The organism is Cognatundibacterium curvum, assembly GCF_014284235.1.
Taxonomy (GTDB): domain Bacteria; phylum Pseudomonadota; class Gammaproteobacteria; order Burkholderiales; family Burkholderiaceae_D; genus Undibacterium; species Undibacterium curvum.
The window spans coordinates 589825-612564 of record NZ_JACOGD010000002.1 but is presented as its reverse complement, the minus strand read 5'-3'; the positions used below and the strand labels follow the sequence as shown (position 1 = coordinate 612564).

20 protein-coding genes are annotated in these 22740 nt (G+C 51.8%); 15 read left to right on the top strand and 5 right to left on the bottom strand.

Translation table 11 applies throughout. The annotated features are described in order from the left end of the window. Positions 1–95 precede the first annotated feature (95 nt). The gene (locus tag H8K43_RS05900; RefSeq protein WP_186902961.1) at positions 96–3437 is read right to left on the bottom strand and encodes a TIM-barrel domain-containing protein; all 3342 of its coding nucleotides are present in this window, start codon (positions 3435–3437) and stop codon (positions 96–98) included. Between the two features lie 299 nt (positions 3438–3736). On the opposite strand from H8K43_RS05900, the gene H8K43_RS05895 reads away from it, so the two are divergent. From H8K43_RS05895 to H8K43_RS05860, 8 genes are all read left to right on the top strand, one after another. Then, positions 3737–4450, top strand: coding sequence for a response regulator (locus H8K43_RS05895; RefSeq protein ID WP_162020542.1), 714 nt, complete (start codon positions 3737–3739; stop codon positions 4448–4450). After that, on the top strand, positions 4447–5967 hold the full coding sequence (locus H8K43_RS05890) for a sensor histidine kinase (protein WP_186902960.1): 1521 nt from the start codon (positions 4447–4449) through the stop codon (positions 5965–5967). The genes H8K43_RS05895 and H8K43_RS05890 overlap by 4 nt, the downstream gene beginning before the upstream one ends. Continuing rightward, the gene (locus tag H8K43_RS05885) at positions 5954–6226 is read left to right on the top strand and encodes a DUF4212 domain-containing protein (RefSeq protein WP_186902959.1); all 273 of its coding nucleotides are present in this window, start codon (positions 5954–5956) and stop codon (positions 6224–6226) included. Before H8K43_RS05890 ends, H8K43_RS05885 begins: the two co-directional genes overlap by 14 nt. A gap of 4 nt (positions 6227–6230) precedes the next feature. Continuing rightward, positions 6231–8267 (top strand): sodium:solute symporter family protein, encoded by a 2037-nt coding sequence (locus H8K43_RS05880; RefSeq protein WP_186902958.1) that lies wholly within the window; start codon positions 6231–6233, stop codon positions 8265–8267. A 67-nt stretch (positions 8268–8334) separates the two neighbouring features. Continuing rightward, on the top strand, positions 8335–9759 hold the full coding sequence (locus H8K43_RS05875) for a circularly permuted type 2 ATP-grasp protein (RefSeq protein ID WP_186902957.1): 1425 nt from the start codon (positions 8335–8337) through the stop codon (positions 9757–9759). Between the two features lie 12 nt (positions 9760–9771). Further along, positions 9772–10719: an alpha-E domain-containing protein gene (locus tag H8K43_RS05870; protein ID WP_186902956.1), complete on the top strand. Its 948-nt coding sequence runs from the start codon at positions 9772–9774 to the stop codon at positions 10717–10719. Between the two features lie 17 nt (positions 10720–10736). Further along, positions 10737–11558 carry a transglutaminase family protein gene (locus H8K43_RS05865; RefSeq protein ID WP_186902955.1) on the top strand — a complete coding sequence of 274 codons (822 nt, stop codon included), beginning with the start codon at positions 10737–10739 and terminating at the stop codon, positions 11556–11558. Between the two features lie 177 nt (positions 11559–11735). After that, entirely contained in the window at positions 11736–12545 is an 810-nt protein-coding gene (locus H8K43_RS05860) for a proteasome-type protease (protein WP_230403681.1), read from the top strand. A gap of 38 nt (positions 12546–12583) precedes the next feature. Here the strand turns inward: H8K43_RS05860 and H8K43_RS05855 are convergent, their stop codons facing one another. From H8K43_RS05855 to purM, 4 genes are all read right to left on the bottom strand, one after another. Next, positions 12584–13132, bottom strand: a complete 549-nt coding sequence (locus H8K43_RS05855) for a DNA-3-methyladenine glycosylase I (protein ID WP_186902954.1) — start codon at positions 13130–13132, stop codon at positions 12584–12586. A gap of 7 nt (positions 13133–13139) precedes the next feature. Beyond that, positions 13140–13541 (bottom strand): hypothetical protein, encoded by a 402-nt coding sequence (locus H8K43_RS05850; RefSeq protein WP_186902953.1) that lies wholly within the window; start codon positions 13539–13541, stop codon positions 13140–13142. Then, entirely contained in the window at positions 13541–14983 is a 1443-nt protein-coding gene (locus H8K43_RS05845; protein ID WP_186902952.1) for a S41 family peptidase, read from the bottom strand. Before H8K43_RS05845 ends, H8K43_RS05850 begins: the two co-directional genes overlap by 1 nt. 276 nt (positions 14984–15259) lie before the next feature. Then, complete coding sequence (gene purM, locus H8K43_RS05840) at positions 15260–16303, bottom strand: phosphoribosylformylglycinamidine cyclo-ligase (RefSeq protein ID WP_162020532.1); 1044 nt, start codon at positions 16301–16303, stop codon at positions 15260–15262. Positions 16304–16457: 154 nt separating this feature from the next. Between purM and H8K43_RS05835 the strand changes: the two genes are divergently transcribed. From H8K43_RS05835 to H8K43_RS05805, 7 genes are all read left to right on the top strand, one after another. Further along, positions 16458–17543, top strand: coding sequence for an AI-2E family transporter (locus tag H8K43_RS05835; RefSeq protein WP_186903040.1), 1086 nt, complete (start codon positions 16458–16460; stop codon positions 17541–17543). Continuing rightward, positions 17540–18214 carry a DnaA regulatory inactivator Hda gene (gene hda, locus H8K43_RS05830; protein ID WP_186881581.1) on the top strand — a complete coding sequence of 225 codons (675 nt, stop codon included), beginning with the start codon at positions 17540–17542 and terminating at the stop codon, positions 18212–18214. Before H8K43_RS05835 ends, hda begins: the two co-directional genes overlap by 4 nt. Before the next feature lie 8 nt (positions 18215–18222). Then, a complete protein-coding gene (locus tag H8K43_RS05825; protein WP_186902951.1) occupies positions 18223–18906 on the top strand; it encodes a histidinol-phosphatase in 684 nt (227 codons plus the stop codon). Beyond that, a complete protein-coding gene (pcnB, locus tag H8K43_RS05820; protein WP_186902950.1) occupies positions 18903–20264 on the top strand; it encodes a polynucleotide adenylyltransferase PcnB in 1362 nt (453 codons plus the stop codon). Before H8K43_RS05825 ends, pcnB begins: the two co-directional genes overlap by 4 nt. Then, positions 20264–20761: a 2-amino-4-hydroxy-6-hydroxymethyldihydropteridine diphosphokinase gene (folK, locus tag H8K43_RS05815; RefSeq protein WP_186902949.1), complete on the top strand. Its 498-nt coding sequence runs from the start codon at positions 20264–20266 to the stop codon at positions 20759–20761. The genes pcnB and folK overlap by 1 nt, the downstream gene beginning before the upstream one ends. Before the next feature lie 132 nt (positions 20762–20893). Further along, entirely contained in the window at positions 20894–21706 is an 813-nt protein-coding gene (gene panB, locus H8K43_RS05810) for a 3-methyl-2-oxobutanoate hydroxymethyltransferase (RefSeq protein ID WP_186902948.1), read from the top strand. 237 nt (positions 21707–21943) lie between these two features. After that, positions 21944–22720, top strand: coding sequence for a TorF family putative porin (locus tag H8K43_RS05805; protein WP_186902947.1), 777 nt, complete (start codon positions 21944–21946; stop codon positions 22718–22720). The last annotated feature ends 20 nt before the right edge of the window (positions 22721–22740 follow it).

Sequence of the window (22740 nt, the reverse complement as noted above, 5' to 3'; positions counted from 1 at the left end):
AGTTCTTTTGGCAAGCAATTTTTTCAAACTTTCTGTGACCCCGTATTTTTCCTGTCGCACAGGCCTGAATACGGGGTCTGTGAAACGGCAAGACTTCAAGGCTGCACCTGATCGCCCTGGAATCCTATCAGTTGTGCATTTGCCCAGTTGGCGCAGACCGGTGCTTTGGTATTGCCTTGTACGCCAGTGGTCACCAGTCGTAATTGTTTCACACCACGGATATCCAGTTCAGGTTTCACCACCGCTGGCGCTTTGATCAAACCACTGTCAAACAGCAGGCGCTCATCGCCCCAGACCTGGAATTGCAAACCACCAAACAGACGACACGCATCGTCGATACCGACGTCGGCACGGAAGGTTTGCCATTGTCCGCTCAGTTGTAAAGGTATAGCGGTATTACCCACCACGCCCAGTCCTTTGCGGAATTTCAGTCCATTCATTTGCATCACGCCAGAACTTCCATCAGGTCGATAGGCAGACTGATCCAGGCTGACCGGTAAATTGGTCTTAGTCAGTGCATCCGACAAATACAGTTGCTGCTTAGGCAGGTCGGGTAAGGCTTGCTCCAAAACACTGAATTCGGAGATCGTGACCGGTGTGACTACCGCTGGAATTGCGGCGTGATAGGCTTTTGCCGGACTCGCTTCATTTGCAGATGTGAGTACCATAGGATCCTGCGTGCTGCCATCATCACTCTGGTCATAGGTACTTAAAATGCGGAAACGGAACAGACGTCCGGGTTTGGCTGCAAACTCGACTTTTTGCTTAGCCTGCTGCTTAAGCAGACGACCACGATATACCGGCTGTCCCCACTCGCCATTACTATCCGCCAGATACACCTCAACATCCTTAGGCTGACCATATCGCCAATGCTGATCAGTACGCGGTGCAATTTCAAAGCCTTTCACCATGCGGCGCTCGCCCAGCGCCAGCGCAAATTCATGCGCACCGGTTTTCTGCGACTGATCACGCACAGTACGGAACCAGGTTTCTGGCTTACCGTCGAACGCATTTTCCAGCGGGTGACCAGGCTCTTCAGCAGGACGATTGACCACTAACAGGTTGTCCGGCGCAATCGCATCGCCTAAGTCAGGTGCGGATGGGTAAGATGCCGTTGCGGTCAGCTTTTGATCTGCAGGAATACGCAGTAAAAATTCCTGCGCTTCACGCACAGATTGCTTAGCGGTTTTGACATACACCGTGCCGTACTTATCCCGGACATCGTAATACCAGCCGCTTGATGCGGCCAGCCAGGCCGCACGATTGTTCAACGCAGGCATTTCCTGCATTCCGGCCAGGACCTGACGCGGTGCAACCCGGCTATGTATCTGTAATTCCAATGCACGTGCGGCTTCCATATCGCGGTAGCTGCCAGTCACTGCGTCCACCTTGACCTGAATATCTCCCGCTGTACCGACAGGCGCATCCACCGTAAAGGTCTGGGAAGCGAATTCACCCTTCTGATACTGACGGGTTTCACCATCATCTTCATACATGGTAAAACTGGATTTTCCATGCGGATAAATATCCAGTGTCAGCGTATCTTTCGCGACCTGACCGTCATATAAAGCAGTCGGGTACATAGGCAGAATGGCACCGGCGCGTACCATCACAGGTAAGCGCTCCAGCGTCACCTGCTGGTCTATCACTTTGCCATTCACACCGGCATCGACCACACGGCCATCCCAGTAATCTATCCATTGCCCCTGTGGCAGATAAATACCTTTGCGCCAGCCACGGCTGGCGGCCTGACTTTTGTAAACAGGCGCGACCAGAAAATCTTTACCGAGAAAGAATTGGTATTTGTATTGTTCAGTCAGTGCATGCGCATCCTGCGGATGATCCCACATCAGACCACGCACGATGGGTGCGCCACTCAACTCGGCTTCCCGGGCATAGGTGTACATATACGGTGTCAGCCGCATTTTCAGTTTCAGGTACTGACGATTGATGCTACGGTAAGGTTCATCAAACCACCATGGATGCTTGCGCACTGCTTTTGACCAACCGGACATCCCCATCAATACTGGCGTGAAAGTCTTCCATTGCAGATCACGGGTAAAGGTTTCCGGACTACCGCCGAAAATCCCATCCACATCACCGGTGGCATAGGCCTGCCCGGACAGGCCGGAACCGATCAGGGTAGGAATATGCCAGCGTATGTAATCCCAGCTGCCGGACTGATCTCCGGTCCAGGTCACTGCATAGCGCTGGGTACCGGCCCAACCCATCACGGTCCAGACAAAAGGCCGTGCATCGGAGTTATTCAATATACCTTGCGCGGCTGCCTGATTCGCATCCAGCGAAAACTGGTAACCTTTACCAGTCCAGGCGACATCCAGCTTTTGCGCACGCGTTCCCGCTTTGCCGACTTCCCAGGCGATTTGATCGACGCCATTTTCTGTCCATAAACCGGTACGGAATCCGTATTTTTTCAAGCCGCTGACCACAGCTGGCAAATCTGCATAGCCACAACCATAACCGTCATTCGGCAAGATCCAGCCACCCGGCATATCGTGTTCACGGTAGCGTGCCGCGACTGACTGCACCACATCCGGCGTTTTGCCAGTAGCGCCGTCTGACCAGCCAGTTGGTACCGTGCCTGGCTTTTTGACATTATCGCCATCGTTATAGCAATCCGCATCACCAAACTCCAGCGCCCAGCGTGGCAACAACTTTGCCCTGCCAGTCAGACTGGTATAGGCATCGAGTATGCGTGGCAAGCCGCCGACAAAATAGTAAGCATCAAAGCGTGCTTCTGAATGGCTGGTATGGATCGCATCAGCGGAGCGGAAATCATAGCTGCCGTTCGACCAAGTATTGCGCAAGACGCCATAACCGCGATTACTCATATAGAACGGTGCCGGGCTTGGTCTGTCACCCTCTTCCCAGCCGCCAGAATAAGAAATATCCAGCGTCTTGCCTTTAAACGCATAGCTGCCATTTTGCTGCCCGCCACCGAGAAACACTTCGTCTTTTGAACTCGATAAGGTTTGAAAACTCTGCTGTTCCGAAATTTCTAAAGGCTGCACTTCTTCCCAGATTTTTCTTTGATTGTCTGCCGCATACAAAGCCAGACGCATAGGCTGATCGTAAATTCTGAGTGCAAAGCCTGTGGTCTGTAATAAGCGATAACCTTCTTGCTGTGTCAGTTGAAATTTCACTGTCTGCGGCGCTTGTGGCAATACGATAGGCGCAGCCTTATCGGTAGCCGGCGTCAGTTGTCCATTCAGACCAGCCTGTACCCGGAACACATCCGCACTGATCAGTTCTATGCGTACTATGGCTCCATTGGAAGTTTTAAACTGCACCCCAGCAGGCAGCGCAGCTGCTGACTCCTGATGCGTGATATTGCCGAGGACAGCAGCGTCAGCGAAAGGTGTAAAACAGGCAGCAACAAACAGACTTAAGGCAGACTGACGCAGATTCAGTTTCATTCGGGCTTCTCTTAAAAGTGTTTAGGCAGGAAGAAATTTCACAGGCACTTAGTCGCTAAGTATCCGGGAAAGTTCCACTTGTATAGACAACATTCATTAAAGTGTCACAAGATTCTTCTGAAATAGCAGAATATCTATCTTAAATCAGGATAAAGCCAGGTTTTTTGCGGTAAAGTTGTATCTGGCTCAACGTGAGCCCAGTACACATGCCGATAATCACAGGCAGGACTGAGACAGGTTGGATACCACGCGTGTATCGCCTGTGACAATGATAAAAATTCCGGGACAATTCAAACATCATGCGTATCTTGCTTGCAGAAGACGACAGTGTGCTGGCCGACGGCCTCACACGCTCCTTACGCCAATCCGGCTATGCCACCGACTGCGTTGGCAACGGGCAGGAAGCGGATTCCGCCTTATCCACTCAGGATTTTGATTTACTGATACTCGATCTGGGGCTGCCAAAAATGAGTGGGCTCGAAGTATTGCGCCGGCTGCGTGCCAGAAATTCCCATCTGCCTGTATTGATACTGACCGCAGCCGACTCGGTCGAGCAAAGGGTTAAAGGCCTGGATCTGGGTGCAGATGATTACATGGCCAAGCCTTTTGCTTTGTCCGAACTGGAGGCCAGAGTACGCGCACTGACGCGGCGCGGTGCGGGTGGCGGCCCAACCGTCATTAAACACGGCCCACTCAGCTATGACCAGGTTGGCCGGATTGCCTACATCCATGAACAAATGCTGGACTTGTCGGCACGTGAATTAGGATTACTTGAAGTGCTGCTGCAACGCACCGGACGGCTGGTCTCGAAAGAGCAGTTAGTCGACCATTTATGTGAATGGGGCGAGGAAGTCAGCAATAATGCCATTGAAGTCTATGTACACCGGCTGCGTAAGAAAATCGAAGTTGACGGTGTACGGATAGCCACCGTGCGAGGCCTGGGCTATTGCCTGGAAAAATTCTATGTTGCACCGGCTGCGCGCAGCCCTGAACAGCCGCCAGAATCCGCATGAATTCTGAGCATAGCCACAAACCAGATCAGCACGACGCGACAGTAAGCGCGCTACTGCCTCACGAAAATGAAGCGGTACAACGCTCCTTATTTGGTGAGATTCTGGATTGGATGCTGGCACCGCTGCTGCTGCTGTGGCCTATGAGTATCGCCATTACTTATCTGGTCGCCAAATCGATCGCCAATCAGCCTTTTGACCGCGCCCTGGAAGACAAAGTGCTGGTGCTGGCGCAGCAAGTCAAAGAGCTGGATGGACAGGCCATTACCCAACTCTCTAAACCGGCGCGCGATATTTTGCGTGCGGATGATCTGGACAATATTTATTTTCAAATCAGCTCGCCGGAAGGCGGCATCATAGACGGTGATACCGATTTTCCTGTGCTGCAGGAAGAAGAGCGCGCGGCGCCCGGCGCCATACAATTCCGCAATCTGAACTTTCATGGCAGCGAAATGCGTATCGCGTATGCTTATGTCGACCTGATCAAAACAACACCCGTCAATCAAAACAAACTGATCCTGATACAAGTCGCAGAGGGTTTGGAAAAACGTGCGGTACTGGCCAACGAAATCATCAAAGGCGTGGTACTGCCACAGTTTATAATTTTGCCGATCGCACTTGCACTGGTCTGGTTTGCACTGAGTCGCGGACTTTCGCCGCTGGCAGAGCTGCAGCAACGCATACGCGCACGCCGGCCGGATGATCTGAGCCCTATCGATTCGCACCATGTGCCGGAAGAGATCACGCCACTGGTTGCCTCACTCAACGAAATGCTGGAAAGGCTGGCGCAAACCATCGCGATACAAAAGCGCTTTATCGCTGACGCGGCGCATCAGATGAAAACACCGCTGGCCGGGATGCGCATGCAATCTGAACTCGCTTTACGACAAACCGATCAGGAAGAAATTCACCGCTCCTTACTACAACTCTCAACCAGTTCAGAAGCGGCAACCCGCCTGATTAATCAATTGCTGGCACTGGCTAAAGCAGAAAATCAAAGCCCGGCCGTACAGATGCTGGAACCGCTGAATCTGAATGAGTTTGCAATGCAGGTCGTGCGTGAATGGATACCGGCTTCCTTTAATAAAAAGATCGATCTGGGTTTTGAACAATGTGAACAAGCGGTACAGATTTTCGGTAACCCACTCATGCTCAGGGAAATGCTGAGCAATCTGATCGACAATGCGATCCGTTATACGCCATCGGGAAAGAGCGTGACAGTCAGGGTTGATATCGATGCCAGCCAGGCACTGGCAGTACTGGAAGTGGAAGACCATGGGCCCGGCATCCCGGCAACAGAGCGCGAGCATGTCTTTGAACGTTTCTACCGTATCCTCGGGAGTAATGTACAAGGTAGTGGGCTAGGACTGGCTATCGTCAGGGAAATCGCGCAGCAGCATGCGGCGACAGTGAGCATACGCGATGCGACTGACAGCACAGCCCCTGGCTTTCCTGGCTGTCTGTTCCGCATAGAATTCCCACTCAACCATGCACAGAATCTGATCGATGATGTCAGCTAACCCTCGCCACACAGCGCACAGCGCCAGAGCACGTTACTGGCTTCAAACCAGGCTATTGACAGTATTATTGCTGGCTTTCTGGGCAGCGCTGGTGTTTGGCACCTTGTTTTTCGCACGTGAGCTGGCCACCATCGATTTTTTTGGATGGAATCTGTCGTTCTATATGCTGGCTCAGGGCCTGACGCTGAGTTTCGTGCTGATACTGGCGGTCTATTCTGTTGGCATGCGCTGGATCGCGTATCGCTATGGCAAGGATTAAGTGTATGGTCCCCGGAAAATTTACCCAAAAACTGACACTCTACTATCTGTGGTACACCCTCTTATTTCTGGTTTTCCTGATCAGTCTTTCTATTCTTGAAAAAGAAGGTGTGCCTCGTACCTGGATAGGCTATCTGTTCATGTTTGCCACCATCGTGATTTATGCCGGTATCGGACTGGTGAGCAGAACATCGGATATCACGGAATACTATGTGGCGGGACGGCGGGTACCGGCAGTCTTTAATGGGATGGCCACCGCTGCCGACTGGCTGTCTGCCGCAAGTTTTCTGAGTCTGGCCGGTGGTTTATTCCTGCAGGGCTTTGATGGCCTGGCCTACATCATAGGCTGGACCGGCGGTTTCTGTTTAGTCGCCATGCTGATCGCACCCTATATTCGCAAGTTCGGCCAGTACACTATCGCGGATTTTTTAGGAACACGCTTTGCCGGGCCACAAAACAATAATCTGGTCCGCATCCTGGCTGTTTCAGCTACGGTCTTCATTTCATTTATTTATGTAGTCGCGCAGATTTACGGCGTGGGGCTGATTACCTCACGCTTTACCGGTGTCGATTTTTCGGTAGGGATTTTTCTCGGCCTGGCCAGTATTCTGGTCTGTTCGTTTCTGGGCGGGATGCGTGCAATTACCTGGACCCAGGTAGCGCAATACATCATCATTATCGTGGCCTTCATGATACCGGTCAGCTGGCTGTCACTCAAACATGCAGATAATCCGGTACCACAAATTTCGTATGGCGAGTTTCTGAAAAAACTGGTCAACAAAGAACAGGAATTTGCACACAGCGACAAAGAACAACAGGTGCGCACTATCTACCGCCAGCGCGCCGATGTATTACAACGCCAGATCGAACAATTGCCTGCCTCCTGGCTGGCTGGACGTGACGAATTGCAGCGTCGACTGGATGAACTCAAGAGTGGCAATGGATCGCTGATAGAAATTAAAACTGCGAGTAAAAATCTGGCCCGCTATCCAAAATCAGAAACCGAAGCACGTCAGCAATGGCAGGATGCACGCAACGCCTTACTCAGCAAGTCGCAAGCGGGGTATGCGCAGTACACGCCCTATGCGGCCAAAGACCAGAAAGAATCCGACAGCAAACGTAATAATTTCATGGCGCTGGTCTTGTGTCTGATGATGGGGACGGCCGCCCTGCCCCATGTACTGACGCGCTATTACACCACACCCTCAGTAACTGAAGCACGCGACTCTGTATTCTGGTCACTGTTCTTCATCATGCTGCTCTACATTACGATTCCGGCGCTCGCGATCTTGGTCAAGTATGATATTTATACTTCTCTGGTTGGCAGCGAATTTTCCAAGCTGCCATCCTGGGTTACTTACTGGGCGAATATAGATAAGCTCAATCCTTTGGTCAGCATCATCGACGTCAATCGGGATGGCATCGTACAACTCGCAGAAATTGTGATGGATGGCGACATCATCGTACTGGCCACGCCGGAAATCGCAGGCTTACCCTACGTGGTGTCGGCACTGGTGGCAGCAGGCGGACTGGCGGCCGCATTGTCCACCGCAGACGGCTTATTGCTGACTATTTCCAATTCGCTGTCGCACGATATTTACTACAAAATTGTCGACCCCAGCGCGTCCACACAAAAACGCGTGACCATGTCAAAACTGATTTTGTTGGTGGTGGCACTGATAGCTGCCTACGTCGCTTCACTCAAGCCAGCCGACATCCTGTCGCTGGTAGGCGCCGCATTCTCAGTTGCAGCTTCCACCTTGTTTCCTGCACTGGTTTTGGGCATATTCTGGAAGCGTGCCAATTATCAGGGCGCGGTAGCGGGCATGATCGCAGGATTCAGCCTCTGCATTTTTTATATGATGTACACCCACCCTCTGTTTGGCGGCAATCCAGCATTACAGTGGGGAAACATTGCTTCTATATCAGCCGGGATTTTTGGTGTGCCTTTCGGTATTTTAATGATGATCATCGTGAGCTTACTGACCCCGGCACCGGACCGGCAAACAACAGATTTGGTCGACCATATCCGCCGCCCCTGAGTCTGCATACCACAACTGGCATGCTTCTTGATATAGTGCGTTTAACGCGTCTTTGTGGGGAGAAAAAATGGCCAGATTTTATAATGAGATGCATGCCGGAGATGACAATTCCCCAGCATCCACCAGAGAACATTATCAGCGCTATGCGCAATGGCTGGCTGAACAAACAGGGGAACATCTGCAACGCCAGCGCGCCGAGGCAGATCTGAGTTTCCGTCGGGTCGGTATTACATTTGCGGTCTATGGTGATGATGCCGGTACCGAGCGTTTAATTCCTTTCGACATCATCCCAAGGGTGATCCCCGCACATGAATGGAGTCATCTGCAACGCGGTCTGGCGCAACGTGTGCAGGCTTTGAATATGTTTATTCATGACATCTATCATGAACAACGCATTATCAAAGCGGGCGTGATTCCTGCCGAGCAGATTTATAAAAATGCGCAATACCGGCCCGAAATGCAAGGCATTAAAGTCGCATCGGACATCTATGCGCATATTGCCGGGGTAGACATAGTACGCGCCGGTGAAGGCGAGTTCTATGTACTCGAAGATAATCTGCGCGTGCCATCCGGTGTGTCTTACATGCTGGAAGACCGCAAGATGATGATGCGCCTGTTTCCTGAGCTGTTTGCGCAGAACAAGGTCGCTCCTGTCGACCATTATCCGGACATGCTGCTTGACAATCTGCGCTCAGTCGCGCCAACTGGCGTCGATGATCCGACAGTAGTCGTCATGACGCCTGGCATGTATAACTCCGCTTACTTTGAGCATGCTTTCCTGGCTCAGCAAATGGGTGTGGAACTGGTGGAGGGGCAGGATTTATTCGTCAATGATAACGCTGTGTATATGCGCACCACTCGCGGGCCTAAGCGGGTAGATGTGATTTACCGCCGCGTCGATGATGATTTTCTTGATCCTTTGGCCTTCCGCGCAGATTCCTCACTAGGCGTGCCGGGCTTGCTGGCGGTGTATCGTGCTGGCCGCGTCAGTCTGGCCAATGCGATAGGTACCGGCGTGGCGGATGACAAATCGATCTATCCTTTCGTACCGGACATGATACGTTTTTATTTATCCGAAGACGCCATCCTCAACAATGTGCCGACTTATCAGTGCCGTAAACCTGCCGACCTGTCCTATACGCTGGCAAATCTGCCGCAGTTGGTGGTCAAAGAAGTGCACGGCGCAGGTGGCTATGGCATGTTAGTCGGCCCAGCGTCCAGTCAGCAACAGATAGAAGATTTCCGGCAGCGCATACTGGCAAAACCAGAATCCTATATCGCACAACCTACCCTGGCTCTGTCTGCCTGCCCGACCTTTGTTGATCAGGGCATTGCACCACGCCATATCGATTTACGCCCGTTTGTGCTTTCCGGAAAACAGATTTCCATGGTACCGGGTGGTCTGACCCGGGTTGCCTTGCAAGAGGGTTCGCTGGTGGTCAATTCCTCGCAGGGCGGCGGAACCAAAGATACCTGGGTACTGGAAAAATAAAGGGAGAAAAGAATGCTGAGCCGTACCGCCGATCACTTATTCTGGATGGCCCGTTACACTGAACGTGCAGAAAATACCGCAAGGATGCTGGATGTGAATATCCAGACTTCCATGCTGCCACAAAGCGCGCAAGATGCAGAGCAAGGCTGGCGTGCCATGTTGGGTATCTCAGAATTACAAGAAGCCTTCGATCATCAATATGGATTATTGAGCAAGCGTGATGTGCTCGATTTCATGGTGCGTGACCCGATGAACCCCTCCTCGATCGCAGCCTGCCTGAATGAAGCACGCGAAAATGCACGTGCTGTGCGTGGCACCTTAACAACCGAGGTCTGGGAAACCCAGAATGCGACCTGGCTGTCTATGCAGGATAAGCTGGCGCGCGGCAGCCTGGAAAAAGATCCCAGTCAGTTTTTTGAATGGGTAAAGTTTCGCTCGCATTTATCGCGCGGCGTCATTGTAGGCACTATGTTGCGCGATGAGGCAGTGAGTTTTCTGCGCCTCGGTACTTTCCTGGAACGGGCAGACAATACGGCGCGTATTCTTGATGTCAAATTCCACGCAAGCAAAGATTCAGTGGCTGGCATCGATCCCATGCAAAGAGATTTTTACTACTGGGCGGCGCTGCTGCGCTCAGTATCTGGCTTCGAAATTTACCGTAAGGTGTATCGCGATGTAATTACACCTGAGCGCGTCGCTGAATTGCTGATGTTACGTCCCGATATGCCACGTTCCCTGCTCGCCTGCATGGATGAAGTCATTGCCAGTCTGGCTGAAATCCGTAACGATGCTTCGCTCGATACCGAAAAATTTGCCGGAAAACTACATGCTGATTTGAAATTCGCGAATATCGAAGATATCCTGCAAACAGGACTTCATGCCACGCTGACGACTTTTTTAGAACGTATTTTTGAACTCGGAAACCGGATCAGCCGTGATTTTCTGGTTCCCACCGTCTGATGACCGGATACTAGCGCATGCAACTCGCCATCCAACACCGTACTACTTACCATTACTCGTCGCCTTCCGGCTATACGATACAGCAGTTGCGGCTGCGCCCCAGACTGGAAGCGCAGCAGAAAATTGTGCATTGGGAAATCAACAGCCCGGGCAAACGCCAGGCATTTCAGGATGCTTATCACAATCTGTCTGAATTACTGGTAGTGACAGGCGCGCACACCGACATCAACATCGTGGCGCAAGGCGTGGTGGAAGTCAGTACCCCTTTGCAGGGCAGGATTGCAGATCACGCAGAACTGTCGCCTTTGATCTTTACAGTGCCAAGCCGGCTAACGGCAGCCAGTGAGCACCTGCTGGATTTCGCACGCGGCAAGCTGCCAGCTGAACACTGTAACACGCAACAGGCACTGCAACTGGCCAGCGCCATTCAAAACCGCGTCAGCTACTTGTCTGGAAGCACCATCGTGACCAGCACCGCCAGCGAGGCACTGGCTCAGGGCAGCGGCGTGTGCCAGGATCATGCACATATTTTCCTGGCTTGCTGCCACGTCCAGGGAATACCTGCGCGCTATGTTTCAGGCTATATCGATCCTGAGTCCAGCGATCACGCAGAAAGTCATGCCTGGATTGATGTCTGGGTGGAGCAGCATGATTACACAGGTTGGGTCAGTATCGATGTGACGCATGCCAGGCTGATGAATGATGCCTACTGTCGTCTTGCGATAGGTCGCGATTATGAATCCGCCTCACCGGTACGTGGCGTCAGGCGTGGCGGTGGCAATGAGAGCATGTCGGTCAGTGTGAGTGTGCAGACCCACATTACTGCCGGCGCCTGGTAGCCTTGCCCGGCAGGCAGTGACTAACCAGCTCTGCCACTCAGCCGTCACTGAACTGCTGCCTATAAATAGCACCTGGTTTTTCGGGTACGGTATCTCTATTACAACTGCATTAAATATTGGCAGCCACAGGACTGGCTTGAGTTAAAATCGGTTTCTTTTCAGATTAGCTTCGTAACTATGACTTACTGTGTGGGCATGCGCCTCAATGCCGGGCTGGTGTTTTTATCCGACTCCAGAACCAATGCGGGTGTCGATCATATCGGCACCTTCCGCAAAATGTCTGTTTTTGAAACACCTGGCGAACGCATGATGGTGCTGATGACAGCCGGTAATCTGTCGATTTCGCAATCAGTACGCGAACTGCTTTCTGAGTACGAAGATGCCAATGGTCATACTATTTGGAACACGCCAAATATGTATGAAGCGGCCAGAATACTCGGCGAAACAGTTAAACGTGTGCATGAGCGTGATGCCCAGTCCCTGTCTGGCTTTGGTATCGACTTCAACGTCAGTATGATATTTGGCGGCCAGATTCAAGGCGAGCGTTGCCGCCTGTTTCAAATCTACGCAGCGGGCAATTTCATCGAAGCACATGATGAAAATACCTATTTCCAGATTGGCGAAGCCAAATATGGCAAGCCGATTATTGATCGCGTCGTCAATCCGGAAACCAGCCTGGACGATGCCGCGAAATGTGCCTTGATTTCTATGGATTCGACCTTGCGCTCGAATATCTCGGTTGGCCTGCCGCTGGACTTACTAGTGTATGAAACGGGTAGTCTGCAAGTCACACGCTTCACCACCATTGATGAAAAAAATACCTATTTCCAGATGATACGGGATCGCTGGGGCGAGCAATTAAAACACGTGTTTGAAGGCATAGAAGCACCGGCCTGGAATCCTGATAGCGAGACCAGCGCACACCCTATTTTGAATACCGCAAGACCTGCGTGCAAACCAGTAATGGTAAATCGAAAAACCATCTGAACAGCCCGCCAGACTGAGTCTGCGTTTGCCCCACAGGCTCATTTGGGGCAACGCCAGTCACAGTCAGCGGCATGATCCTGCACCATGCCGATAGCCTGCATATAGGCATAGATAATGGTAGAGCCGACAAATTTGAAACCACGCTTTTTAAGATCTTTTGAAATCTGATCGGATAAAGGTGTGGTGATAATGCGCTCACCGGTATTGATGATAGGTATACCACCCACGTACGCCCACAAATAGGCATCAAGGCCGCCAGTCTCTTCACATAAGCGCAGATAGGCCTGCGCATTGGTAATTACAGCAGCGACTTTGAGTTTATTACGAATGATGCCGGGATCTGCCAGCAAAGACGCCACTTTTTGTGCATCGTAATTGGCAATTTTTCTCGCATCCCAGCCATCGAAAGCAAGGCGATAGCTTTCGCGTTTATTCAGCACGGTTTCCCAACTCAATCCCGCCTGCGCGCCCTCCAGATTGAGCATTTCAAACAAGCGCAATTCATCGTGACAGGGTACGCCCCACTCATGATCATGGTAATCCAGGTAAAGTGGATTGGCGGAATTGGCCCAGGCGCAGCGTTTCATGTAAGACTCACTCAGATTTTGGTGGAATGACTGCGGATGCCGGCGTTAACGGTCGACAGGAAAGGCCTTGCAATAGTCGTTGCTGACCAGAATTCAGATGCAGCAGCCAACACTGTGCACCGCCTTGCAACAACCGGAAACGCTGAGGCGGCTCCAAATCGCGCCCCTGTATCAGGTCACCATTGGGCCTATACTGATGACGCCGCTCTATCACTAATTCACTGCTACGTGTCAGATCATCCTCAGCCAACATCACACTGGAAAAACCGCTTAATTCAGCAATGACGCGACGTAATTCCTGAGCAGATGCGCCCTCCGGCTGTGTCAGCACGGCTGGCTGCAAGCCCGCCGCGCCCGTCAATTGACAGGCGGACAGGCTTAGCAGGAAACTTAGTTTCCAGAATTTCATTATGAACGCGGCATAGGTGTCACGATACGCATTTCCTGGCTGGCTGGACGTATCAACTCATACGGCTGATCCAGTACCGGCACAGAACGCACACCATTCTGGGTAGTTGCGAGCACAGGACAAGTGCCATTTTGACGATAACTGAGGGCAGTCTGTAACATTCCTTCAGCCACATCACCGCGCAACTTTGTAAAGTCATCTGATGCTTTACAGGTCGGCGCAAAACCATCCGCGTAATCGCCGAATCCCTTGTTATTGACACCCTTGAACTGAATCGTGAAATAGGTGTAACCGCAATTTGATTGAGGAACGAAACCATATGGTTTGCCACGCGTGACATCACCGATCAGATCCACGGCCACATCTGCGCCGCGCAAACCATTGATAATCGATTCACTCGCAGAGGCCGTTCCATGACTGACCAGCAAAGACACATGCTTCAGCCCCAGTGTCGGCAAGCCTGCATTCGTAGTCGTGGTATCGTAGAAAGGGTATTTCTGGTTTTTCGCAGTCAGCTTATCGTTATAGCTCAACAGTTCAAATATCTTACCTCCAGTCTGAGCCTGGCCTGCAATCATGTATGACAACTGACTTGCGATATATAGCAAACCGCCACCGTTATAGCGCAGATCGATGACCAGATCCTGTACACCGGCATTTTTCAGTGTATTGATGGCAGCGATCAACTCATTTTCAGATTTCGCGATATGTGTATCAAAAATAAAGTAACCCACATTGCCTTTGGCTGTAGGAATAATTTTGACATTTTTGACGGTAGCAATCGTGTAATTAGCTGGCAGCAGACTGATCTCAGCCTTGCCATTGAAGCCCAGCTTATGAGCAGCCAATTTGCTCGGGAACAGACCTTCATTCAGCGTCGCGATACCTGTGGTCGTGTTATCCGTAATAAAATTGATCCCATCGACCGAAGTAAGCTTGTCTCCGCGTTTCACACCGGCGAGTGCAGCAGGTGAACTATCTGCAACTTCAGCCACCACCCAATTACGCGGTGGTACATTACTTTGGGAAGCCCATTGAATACCATAATCCTGAGAAATACCGGAGGAAGACGCTTCATAGGATTCGGTGGTTTGTGACCAGTGGAATTGATCTACCGCTGCACCCGATGCTGTTTTTGCTGTCGTTTTCAGTACATCAAAATACAGCTGAGGATTGGCGTAGCTGGCTGGATTCAGATTCGTTGGTACATCTTTGTACCAGAGATAAGTCTCATCAACAAAAGAACGCAGGAATGCTTTTTCATTATCCATCGTGCCCTGACGGTCAGCACTGCCCGCACGTGGGTTAGCACACAAATTCGCCAGTGATGCAGAAGACGGCAAACCGCCAACATCAGTACCACCGCCACCGCCTCCGCCACCGCCACCGCCACATGCAGTCAGCAATGTCAGCAAGCCCAGAGTTACGCCATATCGCTTCATAAAACACCATTTTCAATTACGTTAATCAAATACCACTATTGCGAGCAAATTCTACGACTATAGATGTAAATTGTAAAAAAAGTTTTCTTAGCTGTATGAAATTTACCATACTGAATAAAACACCTATTTACAGTAGCCTGGTTTCCGTTTAAGTAATTCAAAACAAAAACACGGATATCTCAATAGTTCATCATCTGGAAAACTCACTATTCATAGGTGCAGACATAAAAAAACCTTGTCCACGGACAAGGTTTTTTTTGTTGAATACACTTCAGCTCAGACTACGATAGTCGGATGCTCATTACCATCACGCGCACGGATTTCACCGATACGGAATACCGTTTCACCAGCGGCGCTTAATTGCTCCATTGCTGCCTGCGCATTTTCCTGAGAAACAATGACGACCATGCCGATACCGCAGTTAAAAACGCGGTGCATTTCAGCATCCGCCACACCACCGTGTTGTTGCAACCAAGAGAACAGTGGTGGCAATGGCCATGCATCTTTATGCAATACTGCAGTCAATTTGTCGCCCAACACACGTGGTACGTTTTCGACCAGACCACCGCCGGTAATGTGCGCCATGCCCTTCACTTCCAGCGTTTCCATCAGCGCCAACAAAGGTTTGACATAAATACGGGTCGGCGCCATCAGTGCATCGCCCAAAGTACGGCCATCGAAATCCGCGTTCAGATCAGGATTGGCCACTTCGATAATCTTACGTACCAGCGAGAATCCATTGGAATGGATGCCCGAAGAAGCCAGACCCAGGATCACGTCACCCGGCTGAATTTTGCTGCCATCGATGATTTTGGATTTCTCTACTGCACCGACTGCAAAACCGGCCAGATCATATTCACCATCCGGATACATGGAAGGCATTTCTGCGGTTTCGCCACCGATCAGCGCGCAGCCAGCCTGCTCGCAACCGAAAGCTACGCCTTTGATGACGTCTGTCGCTGCTGCCACATCCAGTTTGCCGCAAGCGAAGTAGTCCAGAAAAAATAAAGGTTCAGCACCCTGAACCAAAATATCGTTAACACTCATTGCGACCAGATCGATACCGACCGTGTCATGTTTATTCAGATGAAACGCCAGTTTCAGCTTGGTACCAACGCCATCTGTACCCGAAACCAGGACCGGTTCCTTGTACTTTTTACTGATTTCGAACATCGCACCAAAACCACCGATGCCAGCCATAACGCCTTCGCGCATGGTACGTTTTGCAAATGGTTTGATCGCGTCGACCAGTGCATCACCGGCAACCATATCGACACCGGCGTCGGCGTAAGAGAGAGAAACAGGGGTAGAAGTGCTCATGATATTCGTCAGTAGGGGCTTGAGGCGGTAAAATAGAGAAATTGCCAGAAATCAGCGGCAAAAACGCTATTTTAACAAAACGACTGCGCCTTGACCTGATTTTCGGTCGATGCATAACAAAAGCTTAACTAATCCTGGGGTTCCCGTCCTGAATATGCTGATACCTTTGTCCACAGAGCAGAAACAGTCACTACTTTGGCTCAGCGTTGCGCTGGCGCTGGTAGTCTTACTGGCTTTACTGGGGCCGGTGCTGATGCCGTTTGTGGTCTCCGGGATACTGGCCTATGTGCTTAATCCCTGGGTCGATAAATTAAGCGCCTGGCGGATTAAGAAATGGTCACTGCCACGTCCTATGGCCGCCAGCATCACCATCTTGCTGCTGATCACGGCGGTGCTGGCCATGGTACTGGTGATCGTGCCTATTCTGCAAAAGGAAATTCCGCAGTTACAGGCGCAGATCCCACGCTTTTTTGATAAATTCGACCAGACTTTATCGCCTTTACTGGCAGCGCATGGCTTTAATATCCGCCTCGACAGCGCTGGCATTAAAGACTTATTGACTGAACAGCTGGCCGGTAGTGGCGATGTGATCGGTAAAGCCGTCCTGTCCTCCATCAAAGTTGGCGGTACTGCGGTACTTGGGATGCTGGCTAACTTATTGCTGATCCCCATCGTGCTGTTTTATCTGCTACTGGACTGGCATGCCTTACTAGAGCGGCTGTCGCACTTTATTCCGCGCCGCTGGGTCAGCGCCACAACCTCAGGCTTACTGGAAGTGGATGATTTGCTGGCGCAGTATCTGCGAGGACAGATACTGGTAATGCTGGTGCTGGCTGCCTATTATTCGATTGCTTTGTCGATAGCCCGTTTTGACCTGGCGATACCGGTCGGTATCATCACCGGCTTTCTGGTGTTTATTCCCTACATAGGTTACGGCCTCGGACTGGCGCTGGCGCTGATAGGCGCGGTCTTGCAATTTGATGGTTTGCAAGGTCTGATCGCGGTCGCCATCATTTATGGCATAGGTCAGTTGCTGGAGTCTTTCATACTCACACCACGCCTGGTTGGTGAGCGCATCGGTCTGCATCCGCTGACCGTCATCTTCGCGCTGATGGCATTTGGTCAGTTATTCGGATTTATCGGTATTCTGGTTGCACTGCCGGCATCAGCGATCATTTCGGTCGCGGTACGCCATTTGCGCAGCTCTTACCTGAACAGTACTTTTTACAGTCAGTCATGAAGCAATTACTTCTCGATCTGGATGCGCAAAAACTGCCATCCCTGGCCACCTTTGTGGTGGGCCAGAATGCAGAGCTGGCACAATTGCTGGGACTGTTTTCGCAGCGTATTCCAAGTCAGTACGGCGAGCGCTCGGTCTATATCTGGGGTGAGCCTGGTGCGGGCAAAACCCATTTACTGCATGCGCTGGCCGACCATCCGGATTCCCGCTACATACCAGCCAATGCGCCTGAAAGCGCGTTTGATTTCAGCGAGGCAGTCAGTCTGTATCTGCTGGATGACTGTGAACATCTGTCACCGTTAAATCAGATTGCCGCATTCAATTTGTTTAATGAAGCCCGCGCGCGCGGTGGCTTTCTGGTCGCGGCTGGCAATCATCCTCCTATGATACTGAGCATGCGCGATGACTTGCGTACGCGCTTTGGCTGGGGCTTGATTTATCAGTTACATGGTCTGACGGACGAAGACAAAATCGATGCATTGGAACGTGCGGCGCATGCACGTGGCATACAGATCTCCGCTGGCGTGATACCCTACCTGATTACGCATTATCAGCGTGACATGAGCTCGCTGACGGCTATGCTGGATCAGTTAGATCATTATTCGCTGGTCACCAAACGCCCTATCACCCTGCCCTTATTGCGCGAACTGATGCTGCAACAACAGCCCTGAACACGACCATGAAACCCGCTGACATCGCCCTGTTTGATCTCGACCACACGCTGATTCCTATCGACTCCGATTATGAGTGGGGACAGTTTCTGTGCCGCGTCGGTGCTGTCGATGCGCAGGAATTTGCGCGTCGTAATGCCGACTTTTTTGCCCAGTATCAGGCTGGCACACTCGATGCGGTCGAATACCTGGAATTTGCCCTTGGTACGCTGGCACGCTTTCCCAGATCACAGCTGGATGCGCTGCATGCGCAGTTCATGCAGGAAGTGATACAGCCTGCGCTGTTACCAGTCGCTTATGATTTACTGAAAAAACATCAGGATCAGGGTGATCTGATCGCCATCATCACGGCCACCAATCGCTTTGTGACGGCGCCAATCGCACGTGCGCTGGGTGTAGCGCATTTGCTCGCAGCAGAACCTGAAACAGATACCAACAATAACATCACCGGAAAACTGATCGGTGTCCCGAGCTCAGGGGCAGGAAAAGTGATCCATTTACAGAATTGGCTGAATCAACAAGAAAAACAACTCAGTGATTTTGGCAGCAGCTATTTTTACAGCGACTCCCATAACGATATTCCCTTACTCGAGGCAGTGACCCACCCAGTCGCAACCAACCCCAACGATAAGCTGCGGGCCCATGCACAGGCGAAAAACTGGCCTCTACTCCAGCTGTTTGAGAAACAATGATCAAGAAATTTATACGAAAAATCCTCGGCGTTAAAAAATCCGGCCATCTGGCCAGTGACCATGCCACGCCTGTGATACTGAGTGCCAAAGACCATGGCATCAACCCGCAACTGGTTTCGGCCAACGCGATCCGGGTTACGCAGACGCTGCAGGATAATGGCTTTAAGGCCTTCATCGTCGGTGGTGCAGTGCGTGATCTGCTGACCGGGGTCAAGCCTAAAGACTTTGATATCGCGACCAATGCGACCCCGGAGCAGGTCAAACGTCTGTTCCGGCGCGCCTTCATTATCGGTCGCCGCTTCCAGATTGTGCATGTGATGTTTGGCCAGGATTTGCTGGAAGTCACCACCTTCCGTGGCCCTTCTGATAAAGCTGCGCTGACCGATGAACATGGACGCGTGTTACGCGACAATACCTTCGGCGAACAGCACGAAGATGCGGCGCGCCGCGACTTCAGCATCAATGCCATGTATTACGATCCGGCTTCGCAAACGGTGCTCGACTATCACGGCGGCATCAAGGATATTCGTAAAAAAACCCTGCGCATTATCGGCGTGCCGGAAGAGCGTTACCGTGAAGATCCGGTGCGCATGCTGCGCGTCGTCCGCTTTGCGGCCAAGCTGCAATTCCAGATCGATGATGCGACCCGCGCTCCAATCGCGGTAATGGCACCATTGATCAACAATGTTCCTGCTGCACGCGTGTTTGATGAAATGCTCAAGCTACTGACCAGTGGTCACGCCATGGCCTGTCTTCAGCAATTGCGCAAAGAAGGCTTGCATCATGGTCTGATGCCTTTGCTGGACGTAGTGCTGGAACAGCCTATGGGCGAAAAATTCGTGACGCTGGCACTGGCCAATACCGATGCGCGCGTACAGCAAGGTAAGCCAGTGTCGCCTAGCTTCCTGTTTGCTTCACTGCTGTGGCATCAGGTACTGGAAAAATGGGAGGCCTATAAAGCAGCCGGTGAATTCCCGATTCCGGCCTTACACCTGGCAGCCGATGATGTGCTGAACCGTCAGACCGATGCACTCGCGATTCAGCGCAAAGTGGCGGCCGATATGCGTGATATCTGGGCCATGCAACCGCGTTTCGAAAAACGCATAGGTAAGACCCCATACAAAATGCTGGAACATCAGCGCCTGCGTGCCGGTTATGACTTCCTGCTGCTGCGCTGTGCTTCGGGTGAACTGGATGAAGAAACCGGTACCTGGTGGACAGAATTTATCGAAGGCGACGCCGAAACGCGTGAACGCCTGATCAATACCAAGCCACGGACAGCAGTCGCAGCGGGCGGTGCTAAAAAACGTAAGCCACGCCGTCGCGGTCCTAAGAAAACCGCAGCAGCGCAAGAGTAATGGAACTGGCTTCTATGGAACTGACTTACATTGCGCTGGGCGCTAATCTCGGGCAGGCAGCAGACACTGTGCTGGCTGCGGCTCAGCGTTTAGCGCAATTACCACAAACGCGTTTACTGCAAGTCTCATCGCTGTACAGCAGTGCGCCAGTTGACTCCAGCGGTGATGATTATGTGAACGCGGTAGCGGCGCTGCATACCGGTTTGTCTGCACAGGATTTATTAACTGCGATTCAGGCCATAGAAGCAGATTTCGGACGCGAGCGCCCGTATCGTAATGCGCCGCGCACGCTGGATCTGGATATTCTGCTGTACGGTGAGCTGATACTGGATAGTGCGAATTTGCAGCTGCCCCATCCGCGTATGACGGAACGCGCGTTTGTGTTGCTGCCGCTTTGTGAAATCGCGGCTGACATACAAATACCTGGGCGCGGAGCTGCGGCGGATTATTTGCCCGCAGTGGCACAACAAAGTATTTTCCGTTTGCCGCAGCGATAAACAAGCGGGACCGCTGCTGAGCTTGTTTTAATAAAAAAACTGACGAAATTGTCGATGAAATAGCCGGAGAGACATCTGGTGAAGCAGCCCACAAATCCTTAAGCAACAAAGTAACATCCTTTGGAGAAGAAAATGGCGGAATATCTGCAAGACCGCAAAGCGGTCAGTATCCCGGGTCTGATGACCATGCGTGAGCAGGGAGAAAAAATCACCATGCTGACCTGCTATGACGCCAGCTTTGCAGCGCTGATGGATCGCTGCGGCGTTGAGATTTTGCTCATCGGTGATTCACTTGGCATGGTCAGTCAGGGACATGACTCCACGCTGCCAGTGACGGTGGATGACATGGTGTATCACACCGCGTCTGTCGCACGTGGCAATCAAAAAGCGCTGGTCGTGGCCGACCTGCCGTTCGGTGCCTATGCCACCCCGGAATCCGCCTTTGAGAATGCCGCGCGTCTGATACGCGCCGGTGCGCAAATGGTGAAACTGGAAGGCGGTACCTGGTTGTTGCCGACCATACGCTTCCTGACTGAACGCGCGATACCGGTATGTGCCCATCTGGGTCTGACACCGCAATCGGTACATCAGCTGGGTGGCTATAAAGTGCAGGGTAAAACCAGCGCCGCAGCGGAATTACTGAAGACGGAAGCACTTGCTGTGCAAGAAGCGGGCGCCAGCCTGCTGGTGCTGGAAGCCATTCCGGCGACACTGGGTAAAGAAGTTACAGACTCGCTGCATATTCCCACCATAGGTATAGGTGCGGGCGTGGATTGCTCTGGTCAGGTGTTAGTCATGCATGATTTGCTCGGCGTCTTCCCTGGCCGTAAAGCGCGCTTCGTGAAGAACTTCATGGAAGGTCAGACCAGTATCGATGCGGCTGTCAGCGCCTATGTGCAGGCAGTCAAAGCGCAAAGCTTCCCAGCGCCGGAACACTGGTTCTGAACACCGCCTTCAGACTGTGTTCGGATCACTGCTGTTGTTAGCGATGCGGCTGACAACAGCAGTTTTCAACTTCCCTTCCCTAGCGCGTAATTCAACATTCAGTACACAGCAAATCTGCTGCATTTTTACAGTTTCTTAATACTCGTATAAATGGTCTTTGCACTGTTTTTATGTGCGAATGCGTATTCTCTTGTGCGTTCCGTTCGCTATTCCGGCGAGCGCCATCAAGGAATTCACATGAAGAAAAATAAACTGTACGCCGCTTTGCTGCTGAGCAGCGCAACCCTTAGCACTTCTGCCGCGTGGGCGCAGGAAGCGAAACCTGATCTGGATCTGAGTTTCAATGCCAGCCTGATCAGTGATTACCGTTACCGCGGCATTTCACAGACCCGCCTGGAACCTGCACTGCAAGGCGGTGCCGATCTCAGCCATACGCCTACCGGTCTGTATGCTGGCACCTGGTTATCGACAATTAAGTGGATTAAAGACACGCCAGGCGCTGGCAGCACGCCACTGGAATGGGATGTGTATGCGGGTAAAAAAGGGCAACTCAGTCAGGACCTGAGCTACGATGTGGGCGTACTGGGCTATGTGTATGCTGGTAACAAACTGGATCAGGTGGGATTGAAAGATGCGAATACCCTGGAGCTGTACGGTCAGCTGAATTACGGTCCGGCCTACCTCAAGTATTCACATGCCCTTACCCCCTTGTTCGGCATTGTTGATAGTAAAAACAGCGGCTACCTCGACCTCGGTGCGAATATCGTACTGCGTGAAGGCCTGACGCTGAATCTGCATGCGGGCTACCAGAAAGTTCAGGGCATCAATGCCAGTGCAGCCACCTACAGCGATTACAAAATCGGGCTCAGTCAGGATGTCAATCTGCTCGGTGGCATGACATTCAGCCTGGCCGCGATCGGCACGAATGCTGATAAAAGCTTTTACGCCTCGCCAGCGAATGGCAAATTCATGGGCAAACACAGCCTGGTCGTCAGCGTCAGTAAAACCTTCTGAGTTATCGAATACGCAGGCAG

Excerpts from the sequence above, each read along its gene's own strand:
- H8K43_RS05805 (WP_186902947.1), top strand. The coding sequence starts at position 21,944 with ATGAAGAAAAATAAACTGTACGCCGCTTTGCTGCTGAGCAGCGCAACC.
- H8K43_RS05865 (WP_186902955.1), top strand. The coding sequence starts at position 10,737 with ATGCAACTCGCCATCCAACACCGTACTACTTACCATTACTCGTCGCCT.
- H8K43_RS05850 (WP_186902953.1), bottom strand. The coding sequence starts at position 13,541 with ATGAAATTCTGGAAACTAAGTTTCCTGCTAAGCCTGTCCGCCTGTCAA.
- H8K43_RS05860 (WP_230403681.1), top strand. The coding sequence starts at position 11,736 with ATGACTTACTGTGTGGGCATGCGCCTCAATGCCGGGCTGGTGTTTTTA.
- H8K43_RS05845 (WP_186902952.1), bottom strand. The coding sequence starts at position 14,983 with ATGAAGCGATATGGCGTAACTCTGGGCTTGCTGACATTGCTGACTGCA.
- H8K43_RS05835 (WP_186903040.1), top strand. The coding sequence starts at position 16,458 with ATGCTGATACCTTTGTCCACAGAGCAGAAACAGTCACTACTTTGGCTC.
- folK (WP_186902949.1), top strand. The coding sequence starts at position 20,264 with ATGGAACTGGCTTCTATGGAACTGACTTACATTGCGCTGGGCGCTAAT.
- H8K43_RS05855 (WP_186902954.1), bottom strand. The coding sequence starts at position 13,132 with ATGAAACGCTGCGCCTGGGCCAATTCCGCCAATCCACTTTACCTGGAT.
- purM (WP_162020532.1), bottom strand. The coding sequence starts at position 16,303 with ATGAGCACTTCTACCCCTGTTTCTCTCTCTTACGCCGACGCCGGTGTC.
- H8K43_RS05825 (WP_186902951.1), top strand. The coding sequence starts at position 18,223 with ATGAAACCCGCTGACATCGCCCTGTTTGATCTCGACCACACGCTGATT.
- H8K43_RS05895 (WP_162020542.1), top strand. The coding sequence starts at position 3,737 with ATGCGTATCTTGCTTGCAGAAGACGACAGTGTGCTGGCCGACGGCCTC.
- H8K43_RS05900 (WP_186902961.1), bottom strand. The coding sequence starts at position 3,437 with ATGAAACTGAATCTGCGTCAGTCTGCCTTAAGTCTGTTTGTTGCTGCC.
- H8K43_RS05890 (WP_186902960.1), top strand. The coding sequence starts at position 4,447 with ATGAATTCTGAGCATAGCCACAAACCAGATCAGCACGACGCGACAGTA.
- pcnB (WP_186902950.1), top strand. The coding sequence starts at position 18,903 with ATGATCAAGAAATTTATACGAAAAATCCTCGGCGTTAAAAAATCCGGC.
- H8K43_RS05870 (WP_186902956.1), top strand. The coding sequence starts at position 9,772 with ATGCTGAGCCGTACCGCCGATCACTTATTCTGGATGGCCCGTTACACT.
- H8K43_RS05880 (WP_186902958.1), top strand. The coding sequence starts at position 6,231 with ATGGTCCCCGGAAAATTTACCCAAAAACTGACACTCTACTATCTGTGG.
- H8K43_RS05875 (WP_186902957.1), top strand. The coding sequence starts at position 8,335 with ATGGCCAGATTTTATAATGAGATGCATGCCGGAGATGACAATTCCCCA.
- hda (WP_186881581.1), top strand. The coding sequence starts at position 17,540 with ATGAAGCAATTACTTCTCGATCTGGATGCGCAAAAACTGCCATCCCTG.
- panB (WP_186902948.1), top strand. The coding sequence starts at position 20,894 with ATGGCGGAATATCTGCAAGACCGCAAAGCGGTCAGTATCCCGGGTCTG.
- H8K43_RS05885 (WP_186902959.1), top strand. The coding sequence starts at position 5,954 with ATGATGTCAGCTAACCCTCGCCACACAGCGCACAGCGCCAGAGCACGT.